The following is a 23665-nucleotide window of genomic DNA, read 5'->3' on the forward strand; positions in this document are numbered from 1 at the left end:
CAAGACGTCTGCGTGCAATCATTTCCTCTTCAAAGTCCCATGAATCAGGAGCCACCCATGCATTGCGGATACAGCTCCAACGACGGCATACATACACCTGTGGCGGTGCAGACATTGGAACGGATTCTTTGCGTCGAGCATAGCGCACACCGTTTACAACCGTCTCATACTCACTTGGTCCTGAAGTCTGTTCTTCTTGCGTATTCATCAACAGTTTTCGTTTCGCCCGCTCAATGCCACGCCTCACAAGATCGTTGAATTCATTCTGTGTCTTGCGTCCCGGTAGCAACAGATTACGAAGATATTTCTTGGCGTCACGAGGCTTGTAGCCCTGTTCTTCGTTGCATGCGCTCATGATAAGGCGTTTATCAAACCAGCTAATGAGTTGCTTGCGAATGGTCATGTCAGAAAACAGTTTAATGCCCGTCTGCCCTTCCAATGTTTTCAACCAGTTTTCATCATCGAAAATAGAATTCATCTTCGTCAGAAAGACTGATGGTGCTGCTGCCTTTACTACAGCGGTAGCAGTAGTTTCACTGTCGTTATATCTATTATCTTTATCTATATCTTTATCTACTATATAGTGGGGTTGCTGATTATCAGCGAGTTGCGGCGTTATTTTTGCAACTTTTTTTGAAAATGTTGCAACTTTGTTGGAACTTTTTTGATTTTTCTTCGAACTTTTAGTCGCCTTCTTTGTCGTTTTATGAGCCTTTTTCTTCAACGTTTTCCACCCTTTGGCATAGGCTCTAAGCTCTGCTGCAGTGGGGTGTTCAGGCAATCCAATCGTAGTTCGCAGATAGGGACTGTAGAAGATGTCGCTGTCTTCAGGACTGCAAAACAATCCGTAGTTGTTGATGATGTCAAGCAGAAACTTTTTATTTTTTCCAATAGATCTTGCAAGACTTGGAATGCTTATAAAACTTCCGAGTCCATTTACGCGGTCAACGAGGTATTCAAAGATAAACGTTATTGCTCCACGTCCTTCAAGACGATGTTCGAGGTCTAGTTTCTGCATTTCCTCACAATTAAGGAAATCAGATGATAACATATAAAATTGCATGATTTAGTGTGTTTTAATTCTTAGATATTGATGTCTGTTCTCGTGTCTTTCTGTATGGCTCACGTGCAGCCAATGGGCTGTTGGCGAAGACTCTACAATCAACTGATCGTAGTCGGCATAATGCTTGAACAACGGAACGAGTTCGCCAAGTTGTATTTTCCAGCAATCAGCATCCAAATGGATGTCAACGGCTTCGCCTCTGATATGCTGACTGCTTCTCTTTCCCCCTACACTTGCATTATATTTAACGCTGCGATACCACGAGTTAACGATAAGCGGTCGGTTAATGCGGCATCTCACGGGTTCAAGACACGTCTCAGCAAGTCTTCGGGCATTGTTGATAACCGTATTATCAACGTCCTCGCTACACGTTTTCACTACTTCAGCAACTAAGAAATGTTGCGAAATTCTTTCTTTCAGATCAAGATCCATCATTGTGTTTTTATAAGGTAATAAAGTTTACAATATATACGAGGGCTTAATAATGCCCCCATCCTTAAAGGACAGGGGCAACGTTAAACACATCTTCCATATAAATCCAGCATCAGAGATAATTGCGAGCTGGTTGATAATACATTGCATTACATTCATAAGTATGAAAATATTATTACCTTTGTTTATGTAAAAATTACACATGCAAAGATAATAATATACGTAATTTCATACAATGTTCGCCGTTATTAATTGAAAAATGGCTTACAATGTTAAATTGCAATATACTGTTAGCCAATGTATTGTACATTGAAAGCCAAAAATATTTAACACTTGTGGCGATTATAAGCGATTATAAGCGATTACAAAATTCAGCATTTAGAAGATGAATCGTTGATTTTCGTTATAAATTTAGGGAAAAACAATAGTTTACAAAGTGGTGTAAGTATGAACTCTTTTATAAATAATCACATTTCATTATAAATAAAAGATCTCACGATAAAAAGGATTTATCGTGAGAACTATATTAATAGGAGCATCTAAAGATTTAGAAGATCTCTTTAATCATTTTCAACAGCGTTTTAAGATTAAACTGATGTCCATTATAGCGAAAGTCGTCCATCAGTGTCATAGCTAGTTTACGACGTTCGTTAATGTCAGTATGGAGTTGCTTTATCTTCAGAGCACTCGTGTTTTCTTTATAAAACATCAGGAAGCCTTTAATAAATCTGGTACGGATGTTTATTCTATATTTTATGCCGTCATACATTAATAATAAGGAATCAGAATTAACAAGCAGTTCGACTTCCTCTTTGACTTTAATCATATCTTTTGAGTTTCTCAGCATGCCCCAGATATAATTGAAAATATATTCGCATTCCTCATATTTGCTTTTAATAATAATTTTAGGGTCAGGCTCATGATTATCAAATTGATTATTTGGATTATCTATCATTTTTTGTTGTTTTAAGTTTATAATTTAGATTCTGAACCAAAGCAAAACGTGTATCGGGCTTGTGTTCATGTAAAGGGACATGAATTATTGGCAATTCATGGACTCACCCCGTCTAATCACATAGTGTTCTGACACGGCATTTATTTTTGGTATGAGATTGCAAACATTGCCACATCAAACTTATTGAGTCGTTCAAACATGAGGCAAGTAGTATGTTTCTCATTCAGATTTTTTTTATCTGTATCACAAAGGTATAAATATATATTTTAACAGCAAAATAATAAACAATAAAATTTCATATTGTGCTTACATAAAAGATTACTCGCGAAACGAGAAAACAAACATTTGTTGGGCTTATAGCAACATTTGAGTGATTTAAGCAAACAAATGAGTGAATTTATATATATGTTTACAATATATAAAAAGATAAATATTATATACAATACACAAAATATATCATCTAACTTATTGATTATCTATGCAATATTTATAATCCATATATAGTGATTTTAACTAAAATAAACAAAGATTTACGCATTCATCATCAGCAACATTATTTACTTTTTTGCGTAAAATCACGGCGATATTGAAGCTCCATGCACATAATTGAGTGGAAAAAGCCAACAAATGTTTGGATTTCTAGATTGTGTATTTTAAATGTGACTTATTGTTTCGTCTGCGATTATCTGCGTGATCAGCGAGAGACATTGTGGTTTCTTCTGTGCAGATTGTTTGAGTACTCTTACGTGTTATTCTCCCGCAGATAACGCAGATTGCGCAGAGGAATGCAGCAAGCTGCATTATTTCGCAGAGAAAGACAGGTTGGAGTTAATTTTGATTGGGGTTATTTATGGCTTGTTGTTTTGGGGTTCGTCTGCGATTATCAGCGAGATCTGCGAGAGACATTGGGGTTTCGTTGTGCGGATTGATTGAGTACTCTTGCGTATTATTCTCTCGCAGATAGCGCAGATCACGCAGACGAATGCAGCGGGCTGCATTATTACGCAGAGAAAGACAGATTGGTGAGGTAATTGTTCTTATGCGGTTATTTGGGGTTTGTTGTTTTGGGTTTCGTCTGCGATTATCAGCGAGAGACTTTGGGATTTCTTCTGTGCGGATTGATTGAGTACTCTTACGTGTTATTCTCCCGCAGATAGCGCAGATCACGCAGACGAATGCAGCAAGCTGCATTATTTCGCAGAGAAAGACAGATAGGTGAGGTAATTGTTCTTTTGCTGTTATTTGGGGTTTGTTGTTTTGGGTTTCGTCTGCGATTATCAGCGAGATCTGCGAGAGACACATTGGGGCTTCATCTGTGTGGATTGATTGAGTACTCTTGCGTGTTATTCTCCCGCAGATAGCGCAGATTGCGCAGAGGAATGCAGCAAAGCTGCATTATTTCGCAGAGATTATAGCGTGTGGTATTCTCTTAATGATTACGCAGATTCTTTTACTTTACAATGTCTTGTTTGCTTTTATAATAGTCTTCTTTTGCTTTATTAATTTCATATTCGCTATATCTTAGTTGATATTTTTTTTCATAACATCCTTGAATATAAAATTCAAATTCTTCTTTTGTAAATTCGCTATGCCTACCATGAGTTGAAGATTCAAGGTTATACTCAGATCTTATATTAAAGAATAACATAGAGCCTCTATAGTATCTATCAACGGTTCTCATATTTTTTGTAAAGCCAAATTCTTCATAATCTTCATTGTCATCATAAATTTCGTGGGGAGCATAATTACCAGGAGATAGTTCAGTAAGAAATTCTTCAGTTTCAGTAACATCTTTACTATTTGGTTTTGCAAATATAGGGGTTATAGTATTAACAGGATCTAATCTAAAGTAATTCCATCTATCTACAATTCCTATTGAATAAAAGGTTAAAGATTTAACTGGATACAAAATTGGCATTCCTAGATCAAGTTCTAGAAATCCATCCACATTTGCTCTTTTTGCTCCCATGAGATTCATACCTCCACGAGGAAGAAATGTATAAACAAATCCACTATATATAGATAATATATTGATTATTTTTATTATATCATCAATATTATCCCATTCAGCTTTTCTAGGTATTCCTTCGGGAAATATTTTATGAAGCGTTTCATCCCATTGTATCCCATTTCTATTAAAAAAATCATCATTTACGTCTACCCAACCTTTGAAAGCATTAAGAAGTTCTTCTGCGTCTAATCGCTTATCAGGATTATGATCTGTACACGCATGAAGCATTTCATCTAAAAGCTTACAGTATGGTTCTTCAAATGAACAATTTCCATCAAAACTACCTAATTTAAATTTAGACAATGCTATTGTTGAATCAGCAGAGTATTGCCCCTCAAAGCATTGATAGTTATCCGTCAAAATCATCCATATCGTTTTAGCCATTGAATAGATATCAGCCTTAAACTTATTTGCATTATAAGACTGATCGCGTTCCATTTCTGGCGCTATCGTTCTCTTAGCTCCAATTCGCTCATTACTCTGAGGTTTTGTTATTCTTTCTTCTTTCTCTATAAATAGTAATCCAAAATCCGAAAAATAATAATTATTATTATAAACTAATATGTTTTCTGGTTTAATATCTCTATGCGCAAGACCTCTTTTATGTAATTGCGACAACTTATACAATAAACACTCAATGGCAACACACTTTTCTCTAAGAGTTTTAAATTCAAAATTCTGTATAGGTTTGCAAAGTGGCATAGTATAATAGATACACTCATCTGTATTATTAAATTCAAAGACAGGTAAGATTATTTTATTGGTAACTAAATCTGGATATGATTTCCCAAATTCAGCCTCACGTATGAATCTTGCTTTTTTTTCTTCATTGCCACTTTTATTATCTAATCTCTTTAATGCACAATTCTCTCCTTTATCATTTTTTGTCTTGAATACACTGGCATTTCCGCCTTGGCCTATTAATTCAACTTTATATCCATTAATATTTTTGCTCATACAAATTATTATTTTAGTACTTAGTATTTAGTATATTAAGTGTATTTGACGAATTTCATCATTATTAGTTTGGTAATCTGTGAAAATGTCGTATCTTCGTAGTAAAAAATATAACAAGATCAACAATGTTCACAAAGGACAAAGTTAATGAAATATTTTGTATATCAGACAATTTCTGCAAGTTTTTTTTACACGACAAAGAAATGTCAATTTATAAAACACATCGTAGAATATCTATATTTAAGTAAACGATTAAATTATCCAGAAACTAAAAGGGGTCCAAATCGATCCCTTTATAAAAAGACAATACATAAAGAAAGTAAGCTCATGAGAAAGTTATTCCCAATAATAATACTAGCAGCCTGTTCACTGGTTGCATTAGCAGGCAAGCCACGAGCTAAGAAAGCAGCAAAGAAGACCGTTACAACGCATCAAAAGAAACAGACGGCAACTAAGCACGACACGACAATCATCAAGTTTAATCCCGATTCAGTTGCTGATGCTCCAGAAGGTGTGTTTGCTCAGTAAAGAGAGAGGAAACTACTTTTTACTAAATTTATTTTTATTTACTATCTATCTTCATTAAAATTCCTAATGATCCTGCTGTTGCTCTTAAAAATATAGCATAGCTAAATAGAATAGAAAACACATCATCAACATTGATCTCATATATATCTTCAATAAAAGAAAAAGGATTAAAATCTCCTTCTCTTTCTTGAAAATGTACTAAAGTATCTCTCAATTGTTTTGTATTATTGTTTTCCAACTCATCTCTAAATATCTTTATGTGTTTAACAAATAAATCATATATTTTAGGAGAATCAATTTCAAACTTATTATATATTTGATATAGTAATGAACTTTTAATCATCTTATCATCGCCTTTCTTGCTGTTGAAACCGATTAATCTTTTACATCCTTCTTGCATCGTTATAATTCCATTTTTAATCAAAGGTAGTTCCTCTTTTATTGATTTTGATAGAAGTAAATTTTTAAGAACAATATTATTTTCCATTGCAAGAACGGCTATAAAAGCAAATGTTCGTCTATACCGTTGTGAGGGATCTATAAATGGTTTATTAAACCTATTCAACAATTTTATTCCATCTCTAAATACTTTATCTACTTGACTCATCTCTTTTATTTGAGAGTAAAGAAAATCTATTTCAGAAGACAAAGTTTCGATTATGGAGTTACGCTCTTCTTCTCCTTGGTATAATGTTACAGGCATAATGATTTATTTGTTATTTATAAAGTATGTCTGATTTTTCACCTTCAGATATAGGATTGTTTGGATTAGCTAGAATTGCTTTTATTCGGTTGTTAAACAACGCCATCACTCTATTATATTCCATCTTGATGCGACAAAAATTACAATTATCTCTAATTTGTCTGTCATGATCGTATACGACATCGGTATATTCTTTAATAATATCTTTGAGTTCTTTATCATTAGTTGGATTACCTTCTACATTACACATATACCGGCCATCTGGAAGACTTGTAATAAATTTTGTGAAATTCTGGTAGTTTATATCCATAATGTATTTCCTAAGCAATTTGAAAATCCAATCATATTCGGTTCTTTCAGTTTCTAGAGAAGCGATTAATGCCTTATGAAGTGAAGTAAATGCTTGTATGCTATAAGTCCACCCATTCTCTTGGTAGTAAACTAAAGTTGAAATAATATCAAAGCCCTCTTGCATTTCATTTTTTTGTGTCTTAATTATTTTATTTAAGACATCATTCATATATTGTAATTTATTCGTTAATTTACGTTGTTCGAGAATTTCTCTTTTAATTTCTAATGTATTAACAATTTGATATCCAATTAGCATAGTTACCGCAATACCTATAAATGTAGCGATAATACCAAGATATGTTTCACTTGTTATTACGAAAGGAACAATACGTAATAATGAAAAACCAATAGCAATTACGGATACTATCAATCCTATGATTGAAATAAAAGTATTTTTCATATGTTTATTATTTTAGTTTGAATTAATTTATACAGACTTACTTCATTTATTTTATTTCAAATCCATTATTTCCAATTAAGTATCCTAATATATGTTCTTTATCTTTTTCCGTTTTATTTGGAATCATATTTAATATATTATCACATCTAATTAATATATTCCCTTGTATATTATTATATTCTCCTTTTAAACCATTTGGGAAAATTACATACCCAAACTCCATTTTTTCTTCGTTTTCATAATCGCGGAACGTATAATAAATAATACAAACTGAATCTGTGGCGTAAACCACATTCTTATCAGCAATATGTGCTTTTTCATCCTTTTGAAGTACTTCTCTTATGTGTTTGTCAAGATAAGAAAAAGCTTGATCTCTGCAATCATGATTTGAACATGAATACAATAATAATATCAGAAATAAAGATAGTGCTTTCTTCATGTGAATAATTATTTTATAATATAACAATAATACAGTAAGTATCTTAGTTGTAGATTAGATATAAATACTAATAAGAAATATACTTATAATGTGTTTCATCATTTACAAACAATACTAAATTGTATTTAAGTATCGTCGTTTTTTAATGTCAAATAAACCTATGTTGTTTACAAAAATACACCTTTATTTTATAACTTCCAAATATAAATAGGAATTTATTACCATTGTTACAAAAACATGCTCAAAAAATGAGTTCTTTTTTGAGCATGAAATATATAGGGTGTTCTAGTATTAATATCTTATGGACTGACGCCATAAACTTCTTCAGCAAATTATTAATGGAATTACAGAATAATGCTACTTAGCGTGCCCCAATACTCAATGTCAATGTGACTTATCGATGATTTTGGTCCAGAAGGTCCTGTTGCTTCTGCCAAGTTATTTCCTATTTCTAGACACGATACATCTTTTTTTAAATTAAGATTGGATTTAATGAAGTCAAGTAACTTAATTATATAAGAGACTTCGGTAAAGGTCTTATCTGAAATCGACACTAGTATGTAATCATTCTCACATTTAAACCCTTCAGCAACAGATAGGTTAACTAAGGCTTCACCAACTTTGCTTCCACGATACTTTTCTAATTCATTTTTACTTATCACGATATTAATTGCTTAACGTCAGTCCTTTCTCTGACTTTAAATTTAAGCAAATATATAACTTTATTTCCGAAATTACATAAAAAGAGACAAATAGATACGTAGTTGCAACAAGACATACTATTTAATCATGTAAGCATCTCCCTACAAATTCTGGCAGCGCTATGATGTACCTGTTTCTTGCTAATGCCTCTTCTATATGCCATCTGCGGGAGAATCAAGTTGAAAACTATTTGAAGCTTATATAACTCAAAGCTATTCATTGTAAAGTTTCATATACAAAAAAAATACCTTCACATGATATAGAATCATGCAAAGGTATTTAAAAGTCACTCATGCTAGTTCGTGAATAATGTGTACGAACAATTCGAGAAGAGCTTCTTTCATCGGGATAGCCTCATATGACATTAGGCATCTGGTCAAAATATAAAGTAGCTTAGTGCATGCTTTATGTTTTTGTTGCATTATTATAATGCCTAAATATATATACATCATAAGGGCAAACTTACGGAAGCCAAAATATAGTTAGGGACAAAGTATGGCATGGTTAGGGCATATTTTAGGTGTTATTTTAGCTATTTCATGAAAATGTATGCATATAAATCACTTTTAAGCTAGCATTGCCAAAACATAGGAAACATTATCTTAAATAAAAGGATGCGTTATAAAACAGAATTTTGCATGTTACAATCCCCCTATATAGGCGCATTATGACATTATGCACAAAATATTTTTTTAAAAGTAAGAAAGAAATTCAATGGAAAAATAGGGGTTGGACAAGGGTTGGACATCTAAACGCTCTTTTTCAACTAAAATTCAATATTTTTTAACTGTGGTTTTAACATAAATTCATAAGTAGCACTTAAAATAATGATTAAATACGATTATGCTATCAGATAACAGCTAAAGCATATAATAAATCATATCATAGAAAAATGATCATTATATATCAGATTAACTCTCTCGCAGATTTACGCAGACAAGCTAAAACAATTGCATTAGCTCAAGCTATAATCTCTGCGACATAAATGCAGCAAGCTGTCTTTCCTCTGCGTCATCTGCGTTATCTGCGAGAGAATAACACATAAGAGTACTCAATCAATATACACAGAAGAAACCCCAATGTCTCTCGTTAATAAATTCAGACAATTACTAACTACATGTTTTTTACACTTAGCTTGCGAAACAGCAAGATTCTATCGTTATGAAATAAGAAGGATTACACTCAAAGAAAGTTGCTTACGAACATCACCATTAAAGGGGAAAAGATAAGGAAAAAACAGACACCTATCTTACTATGCAAATCATAACTTTTAGGTATTGCAAGATTTAAAGCCGCATATTACCTTTGCTTCGCATTTAGGATAAAAAAATAAATATTTTATTATATAAATTTTATTATACATATGAAGGGATAACATAAACATATTAGTACTCCATTGCAAGAGTGTATAAAATGATTTATATGCTCTGTAAAGGAAAAGAAAATTCACATAAAAATATTATTGTGTTGAGTAAATCATTGCTTTTTTTTAAATACTTAGATTAATATTTAAAAATATAATAAACAAAATATGAATAAGGTAGTTCTAATTTTATTCCTTTCATGGATGTCCCTGCTTGGATATTCTAAGGAGGGCGAGGTATCTTCAGGACCTAAAACGAATATCTCTGGATATATTACAGAGAAAAATAGCGGAGACAGCGTAAGCTATGCTGTAGTTTATATTAAGGGAACAACATTCAGTACAATATCTGATGTTAAAGGGTATTATGAACTGAAGAATATTCCAATAGGGAAAGTTGTTCTGGGCGTAAAAGGAACAGGATATCATTCGGACGAAAAGTCAGTAAACCTTACTAGTAACAGCAATGTTATTAACTTTAAGGTCAGCGACGACGATGTACAGTTGGATGAGGTTGTGGTGTCGGCAGATAGAAACGAAACAAAAAAACGACTAGCATCTTGCCTTGTAAACATTGTAGGTTCAAAAACATTCACAGCAACACAGTCAACATGTTTGGCACAGGGACTAAACTTTCAGCCAGGAGTAAGAACTGAGGATGATTGTCAGAATTGCGGATTCACGCAGGTAAGAATTAATGGTCTTGATGGTCATTACTCACAGATACTGATAGATTCTCGTCCTATATTTTCGGCTCTTAACGGTATTTACGGTCTGGAACAGATACCGGCTAACATGATTGACCATGTTGAAGTAGTAAGAGGTGGAGGATCAGCCTTATTCGGAGCATCGGCCATAGGTGGAACAATCAACGTGATTACGAAAGAGCCAGAGAGAAACTTTGGAGAGATTGGCCATTCCATCATGTCTGTAAATGGTTCAAATAGTTTTCAGAATGTGACAACAATGAACGGCTCACTTGTTACTGACGACAGAAGCGCAGGTTTATATGTATATGGAGAATCACATCATAAAAACGGTTTTGATTATAATGGTGACGGATATACAGAAATGCCTACCGTTAAAGGTCAAACAATGGGATTGAAATCTTTCTTTAAATTGAGTCCGTATTCAAAACTAACCGTGCAATATGACAATATATCAGAGTTCAGACGCGGAGGAAACAATCTTGACTTACCTGCTCACGAAGCAAACATTACAGAGCAAATAGATCATGACATAAATGGAGGTAGCATGAATTATGATTTATACTCTCCGCATACAGACAATCATCTCAACGTTTATTATTCATTTCAGAATACAGACAGAAAGAGCTACTATGGAGGAATTGGTGACGGATCGCCAAGTAGTGTGGCTACGGCTCTAAAAGCTTATGGCAAAACTCATGACTTGACAATGCTCAGTGGTGCACAATACAAGGCTAATTTTAAGGAAATGCTTTTCATGCCTTCTACGCTTGTGATTGGTGGCGAATATAACTATGATGCTTTGAAAGATATTGCGCTAGGATATGACATGACAACAAAGCAAACAGTGAGAATATATAGTGGATTTCTTCAGAATGAATGGAAAAACGACAGATGGAGTTTCCTTGTCGGTGGAAGATTTGACAAGCATAATCTAATAGATCATGTGATTTTCAGCCCAAGAGTTAATGTGAGGTATAATTTAAATCAGAACATCAATTTCAGATTAAGCTATGCCACAGGTTTTAGAGCTCCACAAACATTTGACGAAGACCTTCATGTAGGCGTAGTTGGTGGAAACAGAGTGAAGGTGCATCTAGCAGATGGCTTGAAAGAAGAGAAATCTAACAGTTTAAGCCTTTCAGCAGATTTATATCACAACTTCGGCAATGTGCAGACAAACTTATTGGTAGAAGGATTTTATACAAAGCTGAACAACGTGTTTAGTGAGAGATACACAAACCAAATTGATAATGAAGGAAACACTATTCTGGAACGCTATAATGGATCGGGTGCAAAAGTGATGGGTGTAAACATTGAAGGCAAAGCTGCATTTTCAAAACTATTCCAGTTTCAGGGAGGCGTAACTCTTCAGCAAAGCAAATATGACAAGCCTACAGCTTGGAGCAAAACAGCTAAGGAAGAAAAGAAGATGTTTCGTTCACCAAATACATACGGCTATTTTACGGCAACATATACTCCTGTGAAAGATTTATCGGCATCACTGACTGGCACATATACAGGAAGTATGCTTGTCGAGCATGTCACTGGATCAGGAACGCCCGTTGACATAGCAGTGAAAACGCCTGATTATTTTAGTGCTAATTTCAAGGTAGCGTATGACATCCATGTTTATCAACAGTCTGTTTTGCAGATTTATGCTGGTATTCAGAATATCACGAATGCGTATCAAAAGGACTTTGACCAAGGATATAATCGAGATTCAAACTATATTTATGGTCCGTCATTGCCTCGGAGTTATTATGTGGGAACGAAATTCAGTTTTTAACTGAGATATAGGATTAGATAAATGAGCAAAGAGGTTGACGATTATTATCGTTTACCTCTTTTTTTTTGTACTAAAGAATAAAAGAATAGCATTGTCTTTAGCCAGAATAGTCTTATTGAGAATACTCACTCTCTAAATTAACAAAGAACCAAAAAGTAACACCAATTCTACCTTCAATGAGTTTTTAACACATTAAACATTTGGCATCTCGGAAAAAATATCTACTTTTGTTTGCATAATAGTGACTCTTTGATTGAGTGATATTCTTTTACCAAAGCATGAACTTTTATTGAGAAACTGTTATACTTAAACATCTATTTATGGGTGGACAACTTTAGAAAAACAAAAGTATTTTAATAACATGTATAATCAAAACACGGGTCGTAGAACAATGGTTCTAGGCTGTAGCCTTTTCTTTTTATTGCAATGTTGCATAGGCATTGTTCCAGCATTTGCGTCGACAAAGACACTCGCTATCGGAATAAACAATATGAATGCTGCTAAAAACGCACAACAAATAGTAAATCAACGCAAGCAATGCTTTGACAATAGTTGGCGGTTTAAACTTGCTGACCCAAAAGACGCTCAACAAACAACATATAATGATGCTGATTGGAGAACGCTATCGCTTCCACACGACTGGAGTATTGAAGGCGAATTCAATATTCAGGAACCAATGGGAAACGACGGTGGATATCTACCAGCAGGTATTGGTTGGTATAGAAAAGCAGTCCTTATCCCTTCATCGTTAATCGGGAAAAAGATGAACCTTTACTTTGAAGGTGTGTATTGCAACGCTGAAGTATATATCAATGGACAACTGGCTGGAAAACATGCTTATGGTTTTACTTCTTTTACGATAGACGCGACTCCATTTGTGAAAGAAGGACGAAACATTGTTGCCGTAAGAGTTGACAACAGTAAGCAGAAGAACTGCCGATGGTACAGCGGTTCGGGCATCTATCGTCATGTATGGTGGCAAATCACCAATCAACTTCACTTTGCACAATGGGGGTTGGGCATCACTACCCTATCAGCGAAGAGTAATGAAGAAGCGGTTGTTAGAGTGGAAGCAAACGTAGAGAACGAGCAAAATACAAAAGAAGATGTATTGCTTAAATTTGTTATTAAAGACCCTAATGGCAAAAAGGTTCTAACGCAATCTTATCCACTTTCGATAAAGGCTGGGGAGAAAAAGAACGTTATACAAAAATGCACAGTGCCTTCACCCAAATTATGGGATTTGAAAACTCCTGTATGCTATGCACTTGAAACAACTCTGGAGAAAGACGGAAAAGTGATTGACAAACAGGTTCAATCTTTTGGTATAAGAACAATTGAATATTCAACAAACGGACTCCTTTTAAATGGGAACCCATTAAAACTAAATGGCGGATGTGTGCATCACGACAATGGTTCGCTAGGTGCAGCTGCTTACGATCGTGCAGAAGAACGAAGAATTGAGTTGCTCAAAGCAGCAGGCTTTAATGCGATTAGAACGTCGCACAATCCTCCTTCAGAAGCATTTCTCAACGCCTGCGACAGAATAGGTATGCTCGTGATAGACGAAGCCTTTGATGGTTGGAAAGCAGCTAAAAACACTTATGATTACTCTACGATCTTTGATGAATGTGCTGAGAAAGATCTGGCTTCTTTTGTGGAACGAGACAGAAATCATCCGTCTGTATTCTGCTGGAGTATCGGAAATGAAGTGATAGAGCGAAAGAGCCCTGAAGCGGTAGAAATAGCACATAGATTGGCTGCCGTTTGCCACAGAATAGACCCAACACGCCCTGTAACATCAGCAATGACAACATGGGATTCAGACTGGAGCATCTTTGACCCATTGATGGCAGAACACGATATTTGTGGATATAACTATCAGTTGCACAGAGCTGCCGACGATCATAAGCGTATACCTTCTCGCGTGATTATTCAAACAGAATCATATCCTAGAGAAGCTTTTGCAAACTGGGCTTTGGTAAACGACAACTCGTATATCTTGGGCGACTTTGTGTGGACAGCGATTGACTATTTGGGCGAATCTGGTATAGGACGCTATTACTATAAAGGAGATACAGAAGGACAACACTTTGAGCGTAAACAATATCCTTGGCATGGCGCATATTGCGGTGATATAGATTTGCTTGGTTGGAGAAAACCAATTTCACATTATAGGGCGATGCTGTATGAAACTACAGATGAAAAACTATATCTAGCGGTGAAAGAACCAAATGGATACTATGGTGAGATAAAAGAAACGATGTGGTCGGTATGGCCAACTTGGGAAAGTTGGACTTGGCCCGGACATGAAGGCAAGCCCATTGAAGCAGAAATATTCTCACGTTATCCGAAAGTGCGCCTTTATCTGAATAATAAACTTATTAAGGAACAAACTACCGAACGAAAAGATGAGTTTAAAGCAATCGTGACATTGCCTTATGAAGCGGGTGAACTAAAAGTGGTTGGTGTAGACTCTAATGGAAAAGAGGTAGAAAGTAAGACTCTATACACAGCTGGTAAGCCTACAAAGTTAGCATTAAAAGCAGACAGGAAATGCTTAAAAGCAGATGGACAAGACTTGGCATTTATAACTGTAGAACTGCAAGATGATAAGAATATTCTTTCTGCAAATGCTGAAAATAAGCTCCACTTTGACGTGGAAGGTGAAGGCGAGATTATAGCTACTGATAATGCGTTGCTGAAAGACAGCACATGCTACCGCTCAAAAGAGCGTAAAGCATGGAAAGGAAAAGCAATGGTAATCGTGAAAACAACAGGTAAGCCAGGAAAGATTAAAGTCACAGTTAGTACAGATGGAATAAAGAAAGGACAATCCATCATGCTCACTGCAAAATAAATATTGAAGCTAGATACTATATTAAACAGATAAAAATAATCAGTAAGATATCTTTATGAAAGAATATCTTACTGATTTTTTTTGAAATTATATCATTCCAAATCAAAGAAATGCTTGCAAACAATGTTTGCCTTATTACTTAACCATAAGTCTATACTTATCAAGAATTATAAGGTTTCATTCCGTAAAAATGGTAATTATTTAAGGAATTGAGGTAACAGAGAGCACATTGTTAATTTGTAACTTTGCAATCAAATAAAAGCTAGAAATATATGGAAATAATGAATGCAAATCTTACAACACGTCAACTGCATCTTGCAAAACTGGCAAGTCTTGAAGCTTTAGGAGATCTTAAACGTCTGGAATTAGCTATTACAGAAGCGCTTGATGAGAAAGTCACTATCAATGAAATTAAGGAAGCCTTTTCACATCTTTATGCCTATACTGGTTTTCCTCGCTCGCTAAATGCGTTGGGAGTATTGAAGAAGGTACTAGAAAGTCGTAAGGCAGAAGGCAAGAAAGACGATGAAGGCAAGACTTGGGAGCGTCCTGCAGAATGGGATGATGCAAAAGCTGCTCACGAATTGGGTATACAGAATCAGACGAAGCTAAGTGGTAGGCCCTTTGACTTTGATTTCTGTCCTCAGGATGACTATTACTTGAAGTCTCATCTCTTTGGCGATATATTTGCCGGTAATCAACTCTCGGCAGCTGATCGCGAAATCGTAACAGTTTCAGCATTGGCTTCACTCAAAGGAGTAGCTCCTCAGTTGGCCGCACACCAAGCAGGAGCTGTGAATATGGGAAATAGCAAGGAACAAATAAATGAACTGATGCTGTATCTCAGCGACAATGGGCTTTCACAACATGACAATGCTGCTGATGCGAATGCTGGTGCATGGTTAAAGGGCAACCCAAATACGGCATACGCCAAGTATTTTATTGGTGAAAGTCATCTGGCTAGTATCACTCCAAAAAACATTGGCAAAGACGACAGCACTGTTCTTCCGCTCGCCAATGTTACTTTCGAGCCTGGATGTCGTAATAATTGGCACATACATCATGGAGCTCATCAGATGCTTATCTGCGTTGCTGGTCGTGGATGGTATCAAGAATGGGACAAACCAGCTATTGCCCTCAATCCTGGTGATGTGATAGATATCCCAGAAGGCATAAAGCATTGGCATGGCGCACAGGCAGACAGTTGGTTTCAGCATTTGGCTACACATATAGCTGTAGAGAATACGAAGCCTGGTTCTGAACCAAATGAGTGGTTAGAAGCTGTGAGCGACGAGGAATACGGAAAATTGACAAATTGATATTTACAAAAACAGGGAGACCAATGGTCCCCCTGCTTTTTTTTGAGTAATCTATTTCTATATAGTTTGCTTTTTTCTATACTGCGCTGGCGTCATACCAATTTCTTTCTTTATAAACCGACAGAAATGCTGTGGATACTGGAACCCCAAGCTATCACTTATTTCAGTGATAGTATGCTCATCGTTGGCAAGGGCTTCCTTGGCAGCATCAAGGATATGAAGATGAATGATATCCTGAGGTGTCTTTCCAACTTCTTTCTTTAGCAAATCCCCAAAATAGTTGGCACTCAAACAGAGTTCTGAAGCAGCCCATGCTACTGTGGGCAAACCATTATTATAGGCATTATCGCCCTTGAAGTAGTCATTAAGTAGCTTCTCAAAGCGTACGAGAATATCACTATTGATGTTTTCGCGCGTAATGAACTGACGATCATAAAATCGCTGGCAATAGTCGAGGAGTATGCCTAAATAGCTTGCTATGAGTTTTTTAGACATCTTGTCAATACTGTGCAATATCTCTGTTTGAATCATATTCAAACAGCCTACAAAGGTTTCACGCTCCTGTTCTGATAGATGCAGAGCCTCGTTGACTTCGTAAGAAAAGAAATGATAATCCTTGATTCTACGACCGAGGTCTGTGCCATGGATAAGGTCAGCATCAAAGAAAAGTCCCCAACCTTGTGGTTGGAAGATAGAGCCATCGCCCTCAATACCTATCACCTGACCAGGAGAAAGACACACCACACTACCTTTTTTATAGTCATACTTGGTGTTGCCATAGATCATCTCGCAGTTTTTCTCATCCTTCAGGAATATGGCATAAAAGCTCATGGTATGACGCATGTGACTCATCATCTTTGACTTGCTCAAATCAACTATACTCACAAGTGGATGCAGTGTCTCAACACCTAAAGTATCGTCGAATTCCTGTATCGTATTAAAATTAATCATATCCATGTCGGTTTGTTATTTGCAAAGTTAATAATAATCTATTGAATGACAATGAATTAAACATTATTAATAAGTGGAAGCAACCATTATGGCTGTTTCCCACTTATTTTGAATTCTGACCATTGTAATTTTGAACTATAAAGACCATGTAAGTTTGCCACCTTGGTACATATTGCTGTTATCCGAAAGCAGTGAGAATGTAGTTAACAAACTGAGGATCAGTAAAATTAATGTTACCGCCATCAGTCTGATTAAGTTTTTTGATCTCATCAATATCGACTGAGGAAAGATTGAAATCCATACTCTCTAAATTCTGCTGCATGCGCTCAACATGAGTAGACTTTGGAATAGCTATAATATCCTGCTGAGTGAGGAAGCGAAGTCCTACTTGGGCAGCCGATTTGCCATATTTCTTACCAATTGCTGTCATTAACGGATGAACAAAGAAGTTGTTCTGACCTTCAGCCATAGGAGCCCATGCCATGAGCTTTGTATCAGTATCTTCTATAAGCTTGCGCATCTCCTGCTGCTGTGAGAATACATTGGTTTGCAACTGTATGACAGAAGGTTTCACGTCTACATGTTTTACGAGATCAATCCATCTGTCAGGACGAAAATTACTTACTCCTATAGCTCTGACCCTACCCTCTTTTAGAGCTTGTTCCATTGCACGATATGTGCCATAGTAATCTCCAAAAGGCTGATGGATGAGCAATAGGTCGATGTAATCGGTCTTCAACTTACGAAGGCTCTCGAGTATAGAATCATAGGCTTTTTTCTCGCCAGAATTTGAAACCCAGACCTTTGTGGTAATGAATAGTTCACTACGGTCTACGCCACACTTTGCAATGGCTTCACCAACACCTTCCTCATTAAAATATGCCTGAGCTGTATCTATCAGTCGATAGCCTGTCTTGATAGCATCTAATACACAACGTTCAGCCTCGTTTGGTTTAACTTGAAAAACACCATAGCCGAGCAATGGCATTTCTACTCCGTTATTAAGTTTGATTGATTTCATCATGTTTTTGCGATTTAAAAAAATAAATATCAATTATTTGGTGGAGTCTTCAGTATTGAGCACACATGCAGATGTCGTGTATACGAAATATTGACTGCGCTCGGTAATCCACCAGCGACCATCTATTTTCTCGTATTTATCGTAATAGCGAACAGTGTGAAGCATCAACTCGTTCTTACCTTCTTTCTCATTTACAAGAGTTGCCAGAGCATAGCAGATGCCTGTGGCATTAGTATCATCCTGAAAATCGATGACGTGCTGACCATTTTGGTGAAAACTTGCCTTAGCAGCTCCAAATGCCTTATATTGGGTAATCATACTGTCTACAGTGTCGGCTTGAATTCCAAGTTCTCCATAGAAATATACTCTCAGCTTTACGTTCTTTACAAACAGTTTACGATAGTAATCCTGATTATTCTTATCACTCTCTGTTGCGTAACGCTCCTGAAGTTCACGAATTGCGAACTTATCTTCTAATGTTGCCATAATTGTATTCCTTATTTATATTAGTGTTTTTAATATCATTACTGAATCATCTAAAATAGACTGATTACAGCTTTTTTATCTTCTTTGCGGGTACTCCTGCCACAAGTGTATGAGATTCTACATCATGGGTGACAACAGCACCACTAGCAACAATCGCTCCTTCGCCAATAGTTACTCCGGGCATGATGTTGACACGAGCACCAATCCATGCACCTTTCTTAATAATAATAGGCTTGGTATAAACAATTCTCACATCCTCCGGATTATGATTCACCGTAAAGAGCCCAACTTCTGGTCCCAGCATTGCACCGTCCTCAATGGTTATTCCACCTAACGACATCACTGTCAATCCATGATTGGCAAAAACATTATTACCCAGATGTAAACAATTCGCTAAGTCAATCTGGAAGGGAGGTGTGAGAAAGGCATTCTCAGCCATATCATCTATTAGTTTATGCTCCAAAGATAAGACTTTCTCCTTTTCACTTGGATCAGTCTGATTGATTATGAAACAAAGATGACGACAACGGTCAATCTCCGAATGCACTTCTTGCTGATATTCGGTATCACGAATGTCAATATGCGCCCCCTGATGCAGTTGTTCTATTAAGCTTTTCATATTAATATCCAAGACCTTTCAACCAATTATCTACCTTGTTCATGTTTCTGCGAACCTCATGTCCATATACAGCAAAACCATTTAATACTTTTGCTTTAGGATATGCCGTCTTGAGATCTTCCACACAACTGGCTAATCCGCTTCCCTCATGGGTAGTGAACGGAATTATTGTTTTATCGTTGAGATCATATTTATCAAAGAAGGTGAACATTACCTGCGGATAGGTTCCCCACCAAACAGGACCACCTATGAAGACTGTATCATACTGAGCAATGTCTTTTACCTCACCCTTAAAGGCTGGTTTCTCGTCTCTTTGAGTTTCTTCTTTTGCTAATTTTATTAGCTCATTATAAGGCATGTCGTAACTCTTTTCTGCAACGATTTCAAACTCGTCCCCACCAGTAAACTTCTGTATTTCATCAGCTACCAGTTTGGTATTGCCAACTTTGATGTTGCCAACACTATAGTTCTCACCAGCATGTGAGAAAAAGACTATCAATACTTTACCTTTGTTCATAACACTTTGCTTTTTGTTTTGTGAAGTTTCTAACTTTATTTTCTGACCACAACATGATACCGACATCAGAAGACAGACGATCATGATAGCAAGACTCTTAATATATTTCATAGCTATGCATTTTAGTGAGTTGCCTTGAGATACTGTAAATCACCATACCAATAGCTTGCGGTAGTACCGCCATCGATAAGAATATCAGTACCGCTAATGAATCTACCACGACTCGACATTAAGAACTCAGCCAAATCGCCAACCTCATCAGGAGTACCTGCACGACCAGCAGGAGAAGTTTGAATCATCTTGAGATAACCATCTTTGCGTGGTCCATGAAGTTCATCATTAGCCAATGGAGTGATTATAATACCTGGAGAAATTGAGTTAACAGTTGCTCCTCTCTTCCCCCAACGAGTAGCCTCGTAGGCTACTTTCAGAACATTGCATCGCTTACTATATTGATAAGCTTTTAAAGTATCATCAATCTCCTGTACGAAGTCAAGTTTTAATAAATCTTCAGGTCTTGACATAGCCAAAGCATCATTCTGTTCTTGAGGAAGAGCAGGCAAACGATGACCACTTTGCGAAGAGATAATGATTGCACTACCACCTTCGGCAATTACATTACCGAACTCCTCAAGTAATACGCTTGTACCATACATATCCACACGGAGAATCTCGCTTACAGGAGCCTGTGAAGGCGAAACGCCTGCTGCATTAATCAGGAACTTTACTTCTCCCCATTTTACAGCTTCAGCAACAACAGCGAGAATATCCTCCTTGCTGCCGAGGTCTGCCTTTATCGTACTACATTCAAAACCTGCATTTTCGAGTGTCTTTGCTGCAACATTCGCATTGTCGAGACTATAATCTGCCAATACCAAATGCTTACCTGCTGCTACTCTGCGAACAATTGCCTGACCAATGCTTCCTGCACCGAAAAGGACTACTACTTCTTTATTTGCCATAACTTTATGTATTCTTTATTTTTGATGGCAAAATTACTACAAAAGAAGTCTGAGCTCTATACCCTAATAACGGATATAATTAACATCATTACAGAATCTGTCTATAATACAACTAACAAATACCAACTCATCACTATACGAATTTATTAAAAATAAATAAAAACATAAAAATAATCAAATCAATACAAATAATAAAACAGAGAAAAAGCGTAATTTTGTTCTATTAATACTAATGATTATGAAGAAATCCACAAAAAACAATTACATCTATATCATAATGATAACTGTATTCAGCTTGTTAATTTATCTCTCATTAAAAACAGGGGTAGGACTTCATAAGCTTGGTTCAGTAACATCTGTAAGCGACAACAGTGGAGTCGGTGGCATGTTGTCAAGCATGGTAAAAAACAATCTTGCAGAGCCACTTATGACTCTATTGATGCAAATAATTATTATATTAATAACATGCAAAATATTCTCTTCTATATTTAATTATATTGGACAACCGGGTGTACTTGGTGAAATCATAGCAGGTATTATTCTTGGTCCGTCATTACTTGGTCATTACTTTCCAGATGCATTTAACTTTATATTCACGAAAGACTCATTAGAAAACATATATTTAATAAGTCAGATAGGACTGATTCTATTTATGTTTGTGATTGGACTAGAAGTTGATTTTAAAGTACTTAAAAACAAGTTTAACGAGACTCTGGTTATCAGTCATGCAGGAATACTAGTACCATTCTTCCTTGGTATAATTTCGTCATTTTACATATATGAGAAATACGCAGCACAGCAAACATCATTCTTAGCCTTTGCTTTATTCATCGGTATATCAATGAGTATAACGGCATTCCCTGTATTAGCAAGAATTGTGCAGGAAAGGAATCTTTCAAATACTCCTTTAGGAGTGCTGTCAATAGCTTCGGCAGCTAACGATGACGTTACAGCTTGGTGCCTGCTTGCTATTGTGATAGCTCTAACAAAATCAGGGTCATCAACGAGTGCCTTATTTACAGTAGGACTAACAATCGTTTATATCCTATTTATGTTTTTGTGCGTAAGACCGTTTTTCAGAAAAATAAGTCAGATACGTGCTAATAACGAAATCCTGAACAAAAGTCTGATAGGAATTATATTCCTTACACTCATAATATCAGCATCTATAACAGAGTTGATAGGAATACATGCTTTGTTTGGAGGATTCATTGCAGGAGTAGTAATGCCATCCAATCTTGGATTCCGTCATATTATGATGAATAAGGTGGAAGACGTGACATTGACATTCTTCCTGCCATTATTCTTTGCGTATACGGGCTTAAATACCAATCTGCTATTGATAAACAGTTGGTCGATGGTTGGTATATGCGCATTGCTTATTGTAATAGCTATAGCTGGTAAATTCGGCGGTTGCACGATAGCAGCAAAAGCTGTGGGTGAAACATGGCACGACAGTCTGACGATAGGTATGCTGATGAACACTAGAGGACTGATGGAACTTGTAGCTCTGAACATTGGATACGAGATGGGAGTTCTGCCAAAGCCGATATATGCAGTGCTGATTATAATGGCTTTGGTAACAACGTTTATGACAACACCTGCCCTACACGTGATATCAAAGATATTTGAAAAACAAAAGAAAACAGTAAACGTAAAACGTCAAAAGATAATGCTAAGTTTCGGTTTGCCTAGCAGCGGAATAAATCTCTTACGTGTGAGCAGATTGATATTTGGTGAGCCAATAAATCAAAAGCAACTAATAGCGGCTCACTTCACTCAAGGTATGGATGTGAACATGATTACTGCCGAACATTATGAGAAAGATCGTTTTGTGCCTATCGATGATGAAGCAGGACAGCTAAACCTTAAACTGAATAAGGTTTATAAAGTAACTAAAAACATTGTTGATGAAATAGCCAGAATGACGAGAAATGAGAAAATAGATTATTTGATGATCGGCTCAAAATATAGTATTAACAATAACAACATAAACAAAAAGATAAAAAGCAACTATTGGGACTCATTGCTTGACAAGATACAAGGCAACTCTATAACAAGACTGTTAAGTGATAAGACCAAAGAGATAATTAAAAGAACTGAATGCACTGTATTCATATTGGTATGTCAAAACAAACTGGAGAGAATAAAACACTTATCAATAATCATTGATAGCGATAGTGATTATAAATTATTTAATTTCATTGATAACATGTCTGAATCGCTGGCATCTATAAAGATATATGCATCAGGCAAGGTGGATAATGAAAATTATAATAATCAGATAAACAAGATTCTAAAAAAAGGACCTAGCCTTACTGATAAGATCATCATGCAAAGGTACAGTCAGATAAACAAACTGATGATAAAGAATAGAACTGACCAACTTATTATATCAACCTATTCTGTTTATAAAGACATTATAGAACTATACAAGACTAAGGGAACTGTACCAAATTTGCTGTGCGTTCGCTTTAAAGATTCAACAACAGCATTATAATGATTTGTCCCGATACTAACAGCAAAAAAG

Annotated in this window: 19 protein-coding genes; 5 read left to right on the plus strand and 14 right to left on the minus strand. The window is 36.0% G+C overall.

Annotated elements, in window-relative coordinates:
• The 4 genes from B045_RS14390 to B045_RS0106685 all read right to left on the minus strand — a co-directional run.
• The coding region (locus B045_RS14390) for a DUF7833 domain-containing protein (RefSeq protein ID WP_081618609.1) at window positions 1-1051 on the minus strand (1051 nt) is incomplete at its 3' end.
• A gap of 15 nt (window positions 1052-1066) precedes the next feature.
• Complete coding sequence (locus B045_RS0106675) at window positions 1067-1498, minus strand: D-Ala-D-Ala carboxypeptidase family metallohydrolase (RefSeq protein WP_018463498.1); 432 nt, start codon at window positions 1496-1498, stop codon at window positions 1067-1069.
• Window positions 1499-2042: 544 nt separating this feature from the next.
• Window positions 2043-2450, minus strand: a complete 408-nt coding sequence (locus B045_RS0106680; RefSeq protein ID WP_018463499.1) for a hypothetical protein — start codon at window positions 2448-2450, stop codon at window positions 2043-2045.
• A gap of 1450 nt (window positions 2451-3900) precedes the next feature.
• Entirely contained in the window at window positions 3901-5418 is a 1518-nt protein-coding gene (locus B045_RS0106685; RefSeq protein ID WP_018463500.1) for a protein kinase domain-containing protein, read from the minus strand.
• A 327-nt stretch (window positions 5419-5745) separates the two neighbouring features.
• Here B045_RS0106685 and B045_RS15310 point away from each other — a divergent pair, with 327 nt between their 5' ends.
• Window positions 5746-5946, plus strand: coding sequence for a hypothetical protein (locus tag B045_RS15310; RefSeq protein ID WP_154650120.1), 201 nt, complete (start codon window positions 5746-5748; stop codon window positions 5944-5946).
• Between the two features lie 34 nt (window positions 5947-5980).
• Here B045_RS15310 and B045_RS0106695 read toward each other — a convergent pair whose 3' ends face one another.
• The 4 genes from B045_RS0106695 to B045_RS0106710 form a co-directional block, all read right to left on the minus strand.
• Window positions 5981-6649 (minus strand): hypothetical protein, encoded by a 669-nt coding sequence (locus B045_RS0106695; RefSeq protein ID WP_018463502.1) that lies wholly within the window; start codon window positions 6647-6649, stop codon window positions 5981-5983.
• 13 nt (window positions 6650-6662) lie between these two features.
• Window positions 6663-7400 (minus strand): hypothetical protein, encoded by a 738-nt coding sequence (locus B045_RS0106700; RefSeq protein WP_018463503.1) that lies wholly within the window; start codon window positions 7398-7400, stop codon window positions 6663-6665.
• Window positions 7401-7446: 46 nt separating this feature from the next.
• Window positions 7447-7839: a hypothetical protein gene (locus B045_RS0106705; RefSeq protein WP_018463504.1), complete on the minus strand. Its 393-nt coding sequence runs from the start codon at window positions 7837-7839 to the stop codon at window positions 7447-7449.
• A gap of 344 nt (window positions 7840-8183) precedes the next feature.
• Window positions 8184-8501 (minus strand): hypothetical protein, encoded by a 318-nt coding sequence (locus B045_RS0106710; RefSeq protein ID WP_018463505.1) that lies wholly within the window; start codon window positions 8499-8501, stop codon window positions 8184-8186.
• A 1571-nt stretch (window positions 8502-10072) separates the two neighbouring features.
• On the opposite strand from B045_RS0106710, the gene B045_RS0106725 reads away from it, so the two are divergent.
• The 3 genes from B045_RS0106725 to B045_RS0106735 all read left to right on the plus strand — a co-directional run bounded on the left by B045_RS0106725 (window position 10073) and on the right by B045_RS0106735 (window position 16579).
• Window positions 10073-12400 carry a TonB-dependent receptor gene (locus B045_RS0106725; RefSeq protein ID WP_018463508.1) on the plus strand — a complete coding sequence of 776 codons (2328 nt, stop codon included), beginning with the start codon at window positions 10073-10075 and terminating at the stop codon, window positions 12398-12400.
• Window positions 12401-12761: 361 nt separating this feature from the next.
• Window positions 12762-15260, plus strand: a complete 2499-nt coding sequence (locus tag B045_RS0106730; protein WP_240470550.1) for a sugar-binding domain-containing protein — start codon at window positions 12762-12764, stop codon at window positions 15258-15260.
• Between the two features lie 272 nt (window positions 15261-15532).
• On the plus strand, window positions 15533-16579 hold the full coding sequence (locus B045_RS0106735) for a carboxymuconolactone decarboxylase family protein (protein ID WP_018463510.1): 1047 nt from the start codon (window positions 15533-15535) through the stop codon (window positions 16577-16579).
• A 57-nt stretch (window positions 16580-16636) separates the two neighbouring features.
• Here the strand turns inward: B045_RS0106735 and B045_RS0106740 are convergent, their stop codons facing one another.
• The 6 genes from B045_RS0106740 to B045_RS0106765 all read right to left on the minus strand — a co-directional run bounded on the left by B045_RS0106740 (window position 16637) and on the right by B045_RS0106765 (window position 21135).
• Window positions 16637-17536 (minus strand): helix-turn-helix domain-containing protein, encoded by a 900-nt coding sequence (locus tag B045_RS0106740; RefSeq protein WP_018463511.1) that lies wholly within the window; start codon window positions 17534-17536, stop codon window positions 16637-16639.
• Between the two features lie 172 nt (window positions 17537-17708).
• Complete coding sequence (locus tag B045_RS0106745; protein ID WP_025884078.1) at window positions 17709-18551, minus strand: aldo/keto reductase; 843 nt, start codon at window positions 18549-18551, stop codon at window positions 17709-17711.
• Window positions 18552-18584: 33 nt separating this feature from the next.
• Complete coding sequence (locus B045_RS0106750; protein ID WP_018463513.1) at window positions 18585-19037, minus strand: nuclear transport factor 2 family protein; 453 nt, start codon at window positions 19035-19037, stop codon at window positions 18585-18587.
• Window positions 19038-19101: 64 nt separating this feature from the next.
• On the minus strand, window positions 19102-19656 hold the full coding sequence (locus B045_RS0106755; RefSeq protein ID WP_018463514.1) for a DapH/DapD/GlmU-related protein: 555 nt from the start codon (window positions 19654-19656) through the stop codon (window positions 19102-19104).
• Between the two features lies 1 nt (window position 19657).
• The gene (locus tag B045_RS0106760) at window positions 19658-20284 is read right to left on the minus strand and encodes a flavodoxin (protein WP_018463515.1); all 627 of its coding nucleotides are present in this window, start codon (window positions 20282-20284) and stop codon (window positions 19658-19660) included.
• Between the two features lie 11 nt (window positions 20285-20295).
• On the minus strand, window positions 20296-21135 hold the full coding sequence (locus B045_RS0106765) for an SDR family oxidoreductase (protein ID WP_018463516.1): 840 nt from the start codon (window positions 21133-21135) through the stop codon (window positions 20296-20298).
• A 238-nt stretch (window positions 21136-21373) separates the two neighbouring features.
• Between B045_RS0106765 and B045_RS0106770 the strand changes: the two genes are divergently transcribed.
• Entirely contained in the window at window positions 21374-23635 is a 2262-nt protein-coding gene (locus B045_RS0106770) for a cation:proton antiporter (RefSeq protein WP_018463517.1), read from the plus strand.
• Window positions 23636-23665 lie beyond the last annotated feature (30 nt).

Source organism: Segatella paludivivens DSM 17968 = JCM 13650 (genome assembly GCF_000373185.1).
Taxonomy (GTDB): domain Bacteria; phylum Bacteroidota; class Bacteroidia; order Bacteroidales; family Bacteroidaceae; genus Prevotella; species Prevotella paludivivens.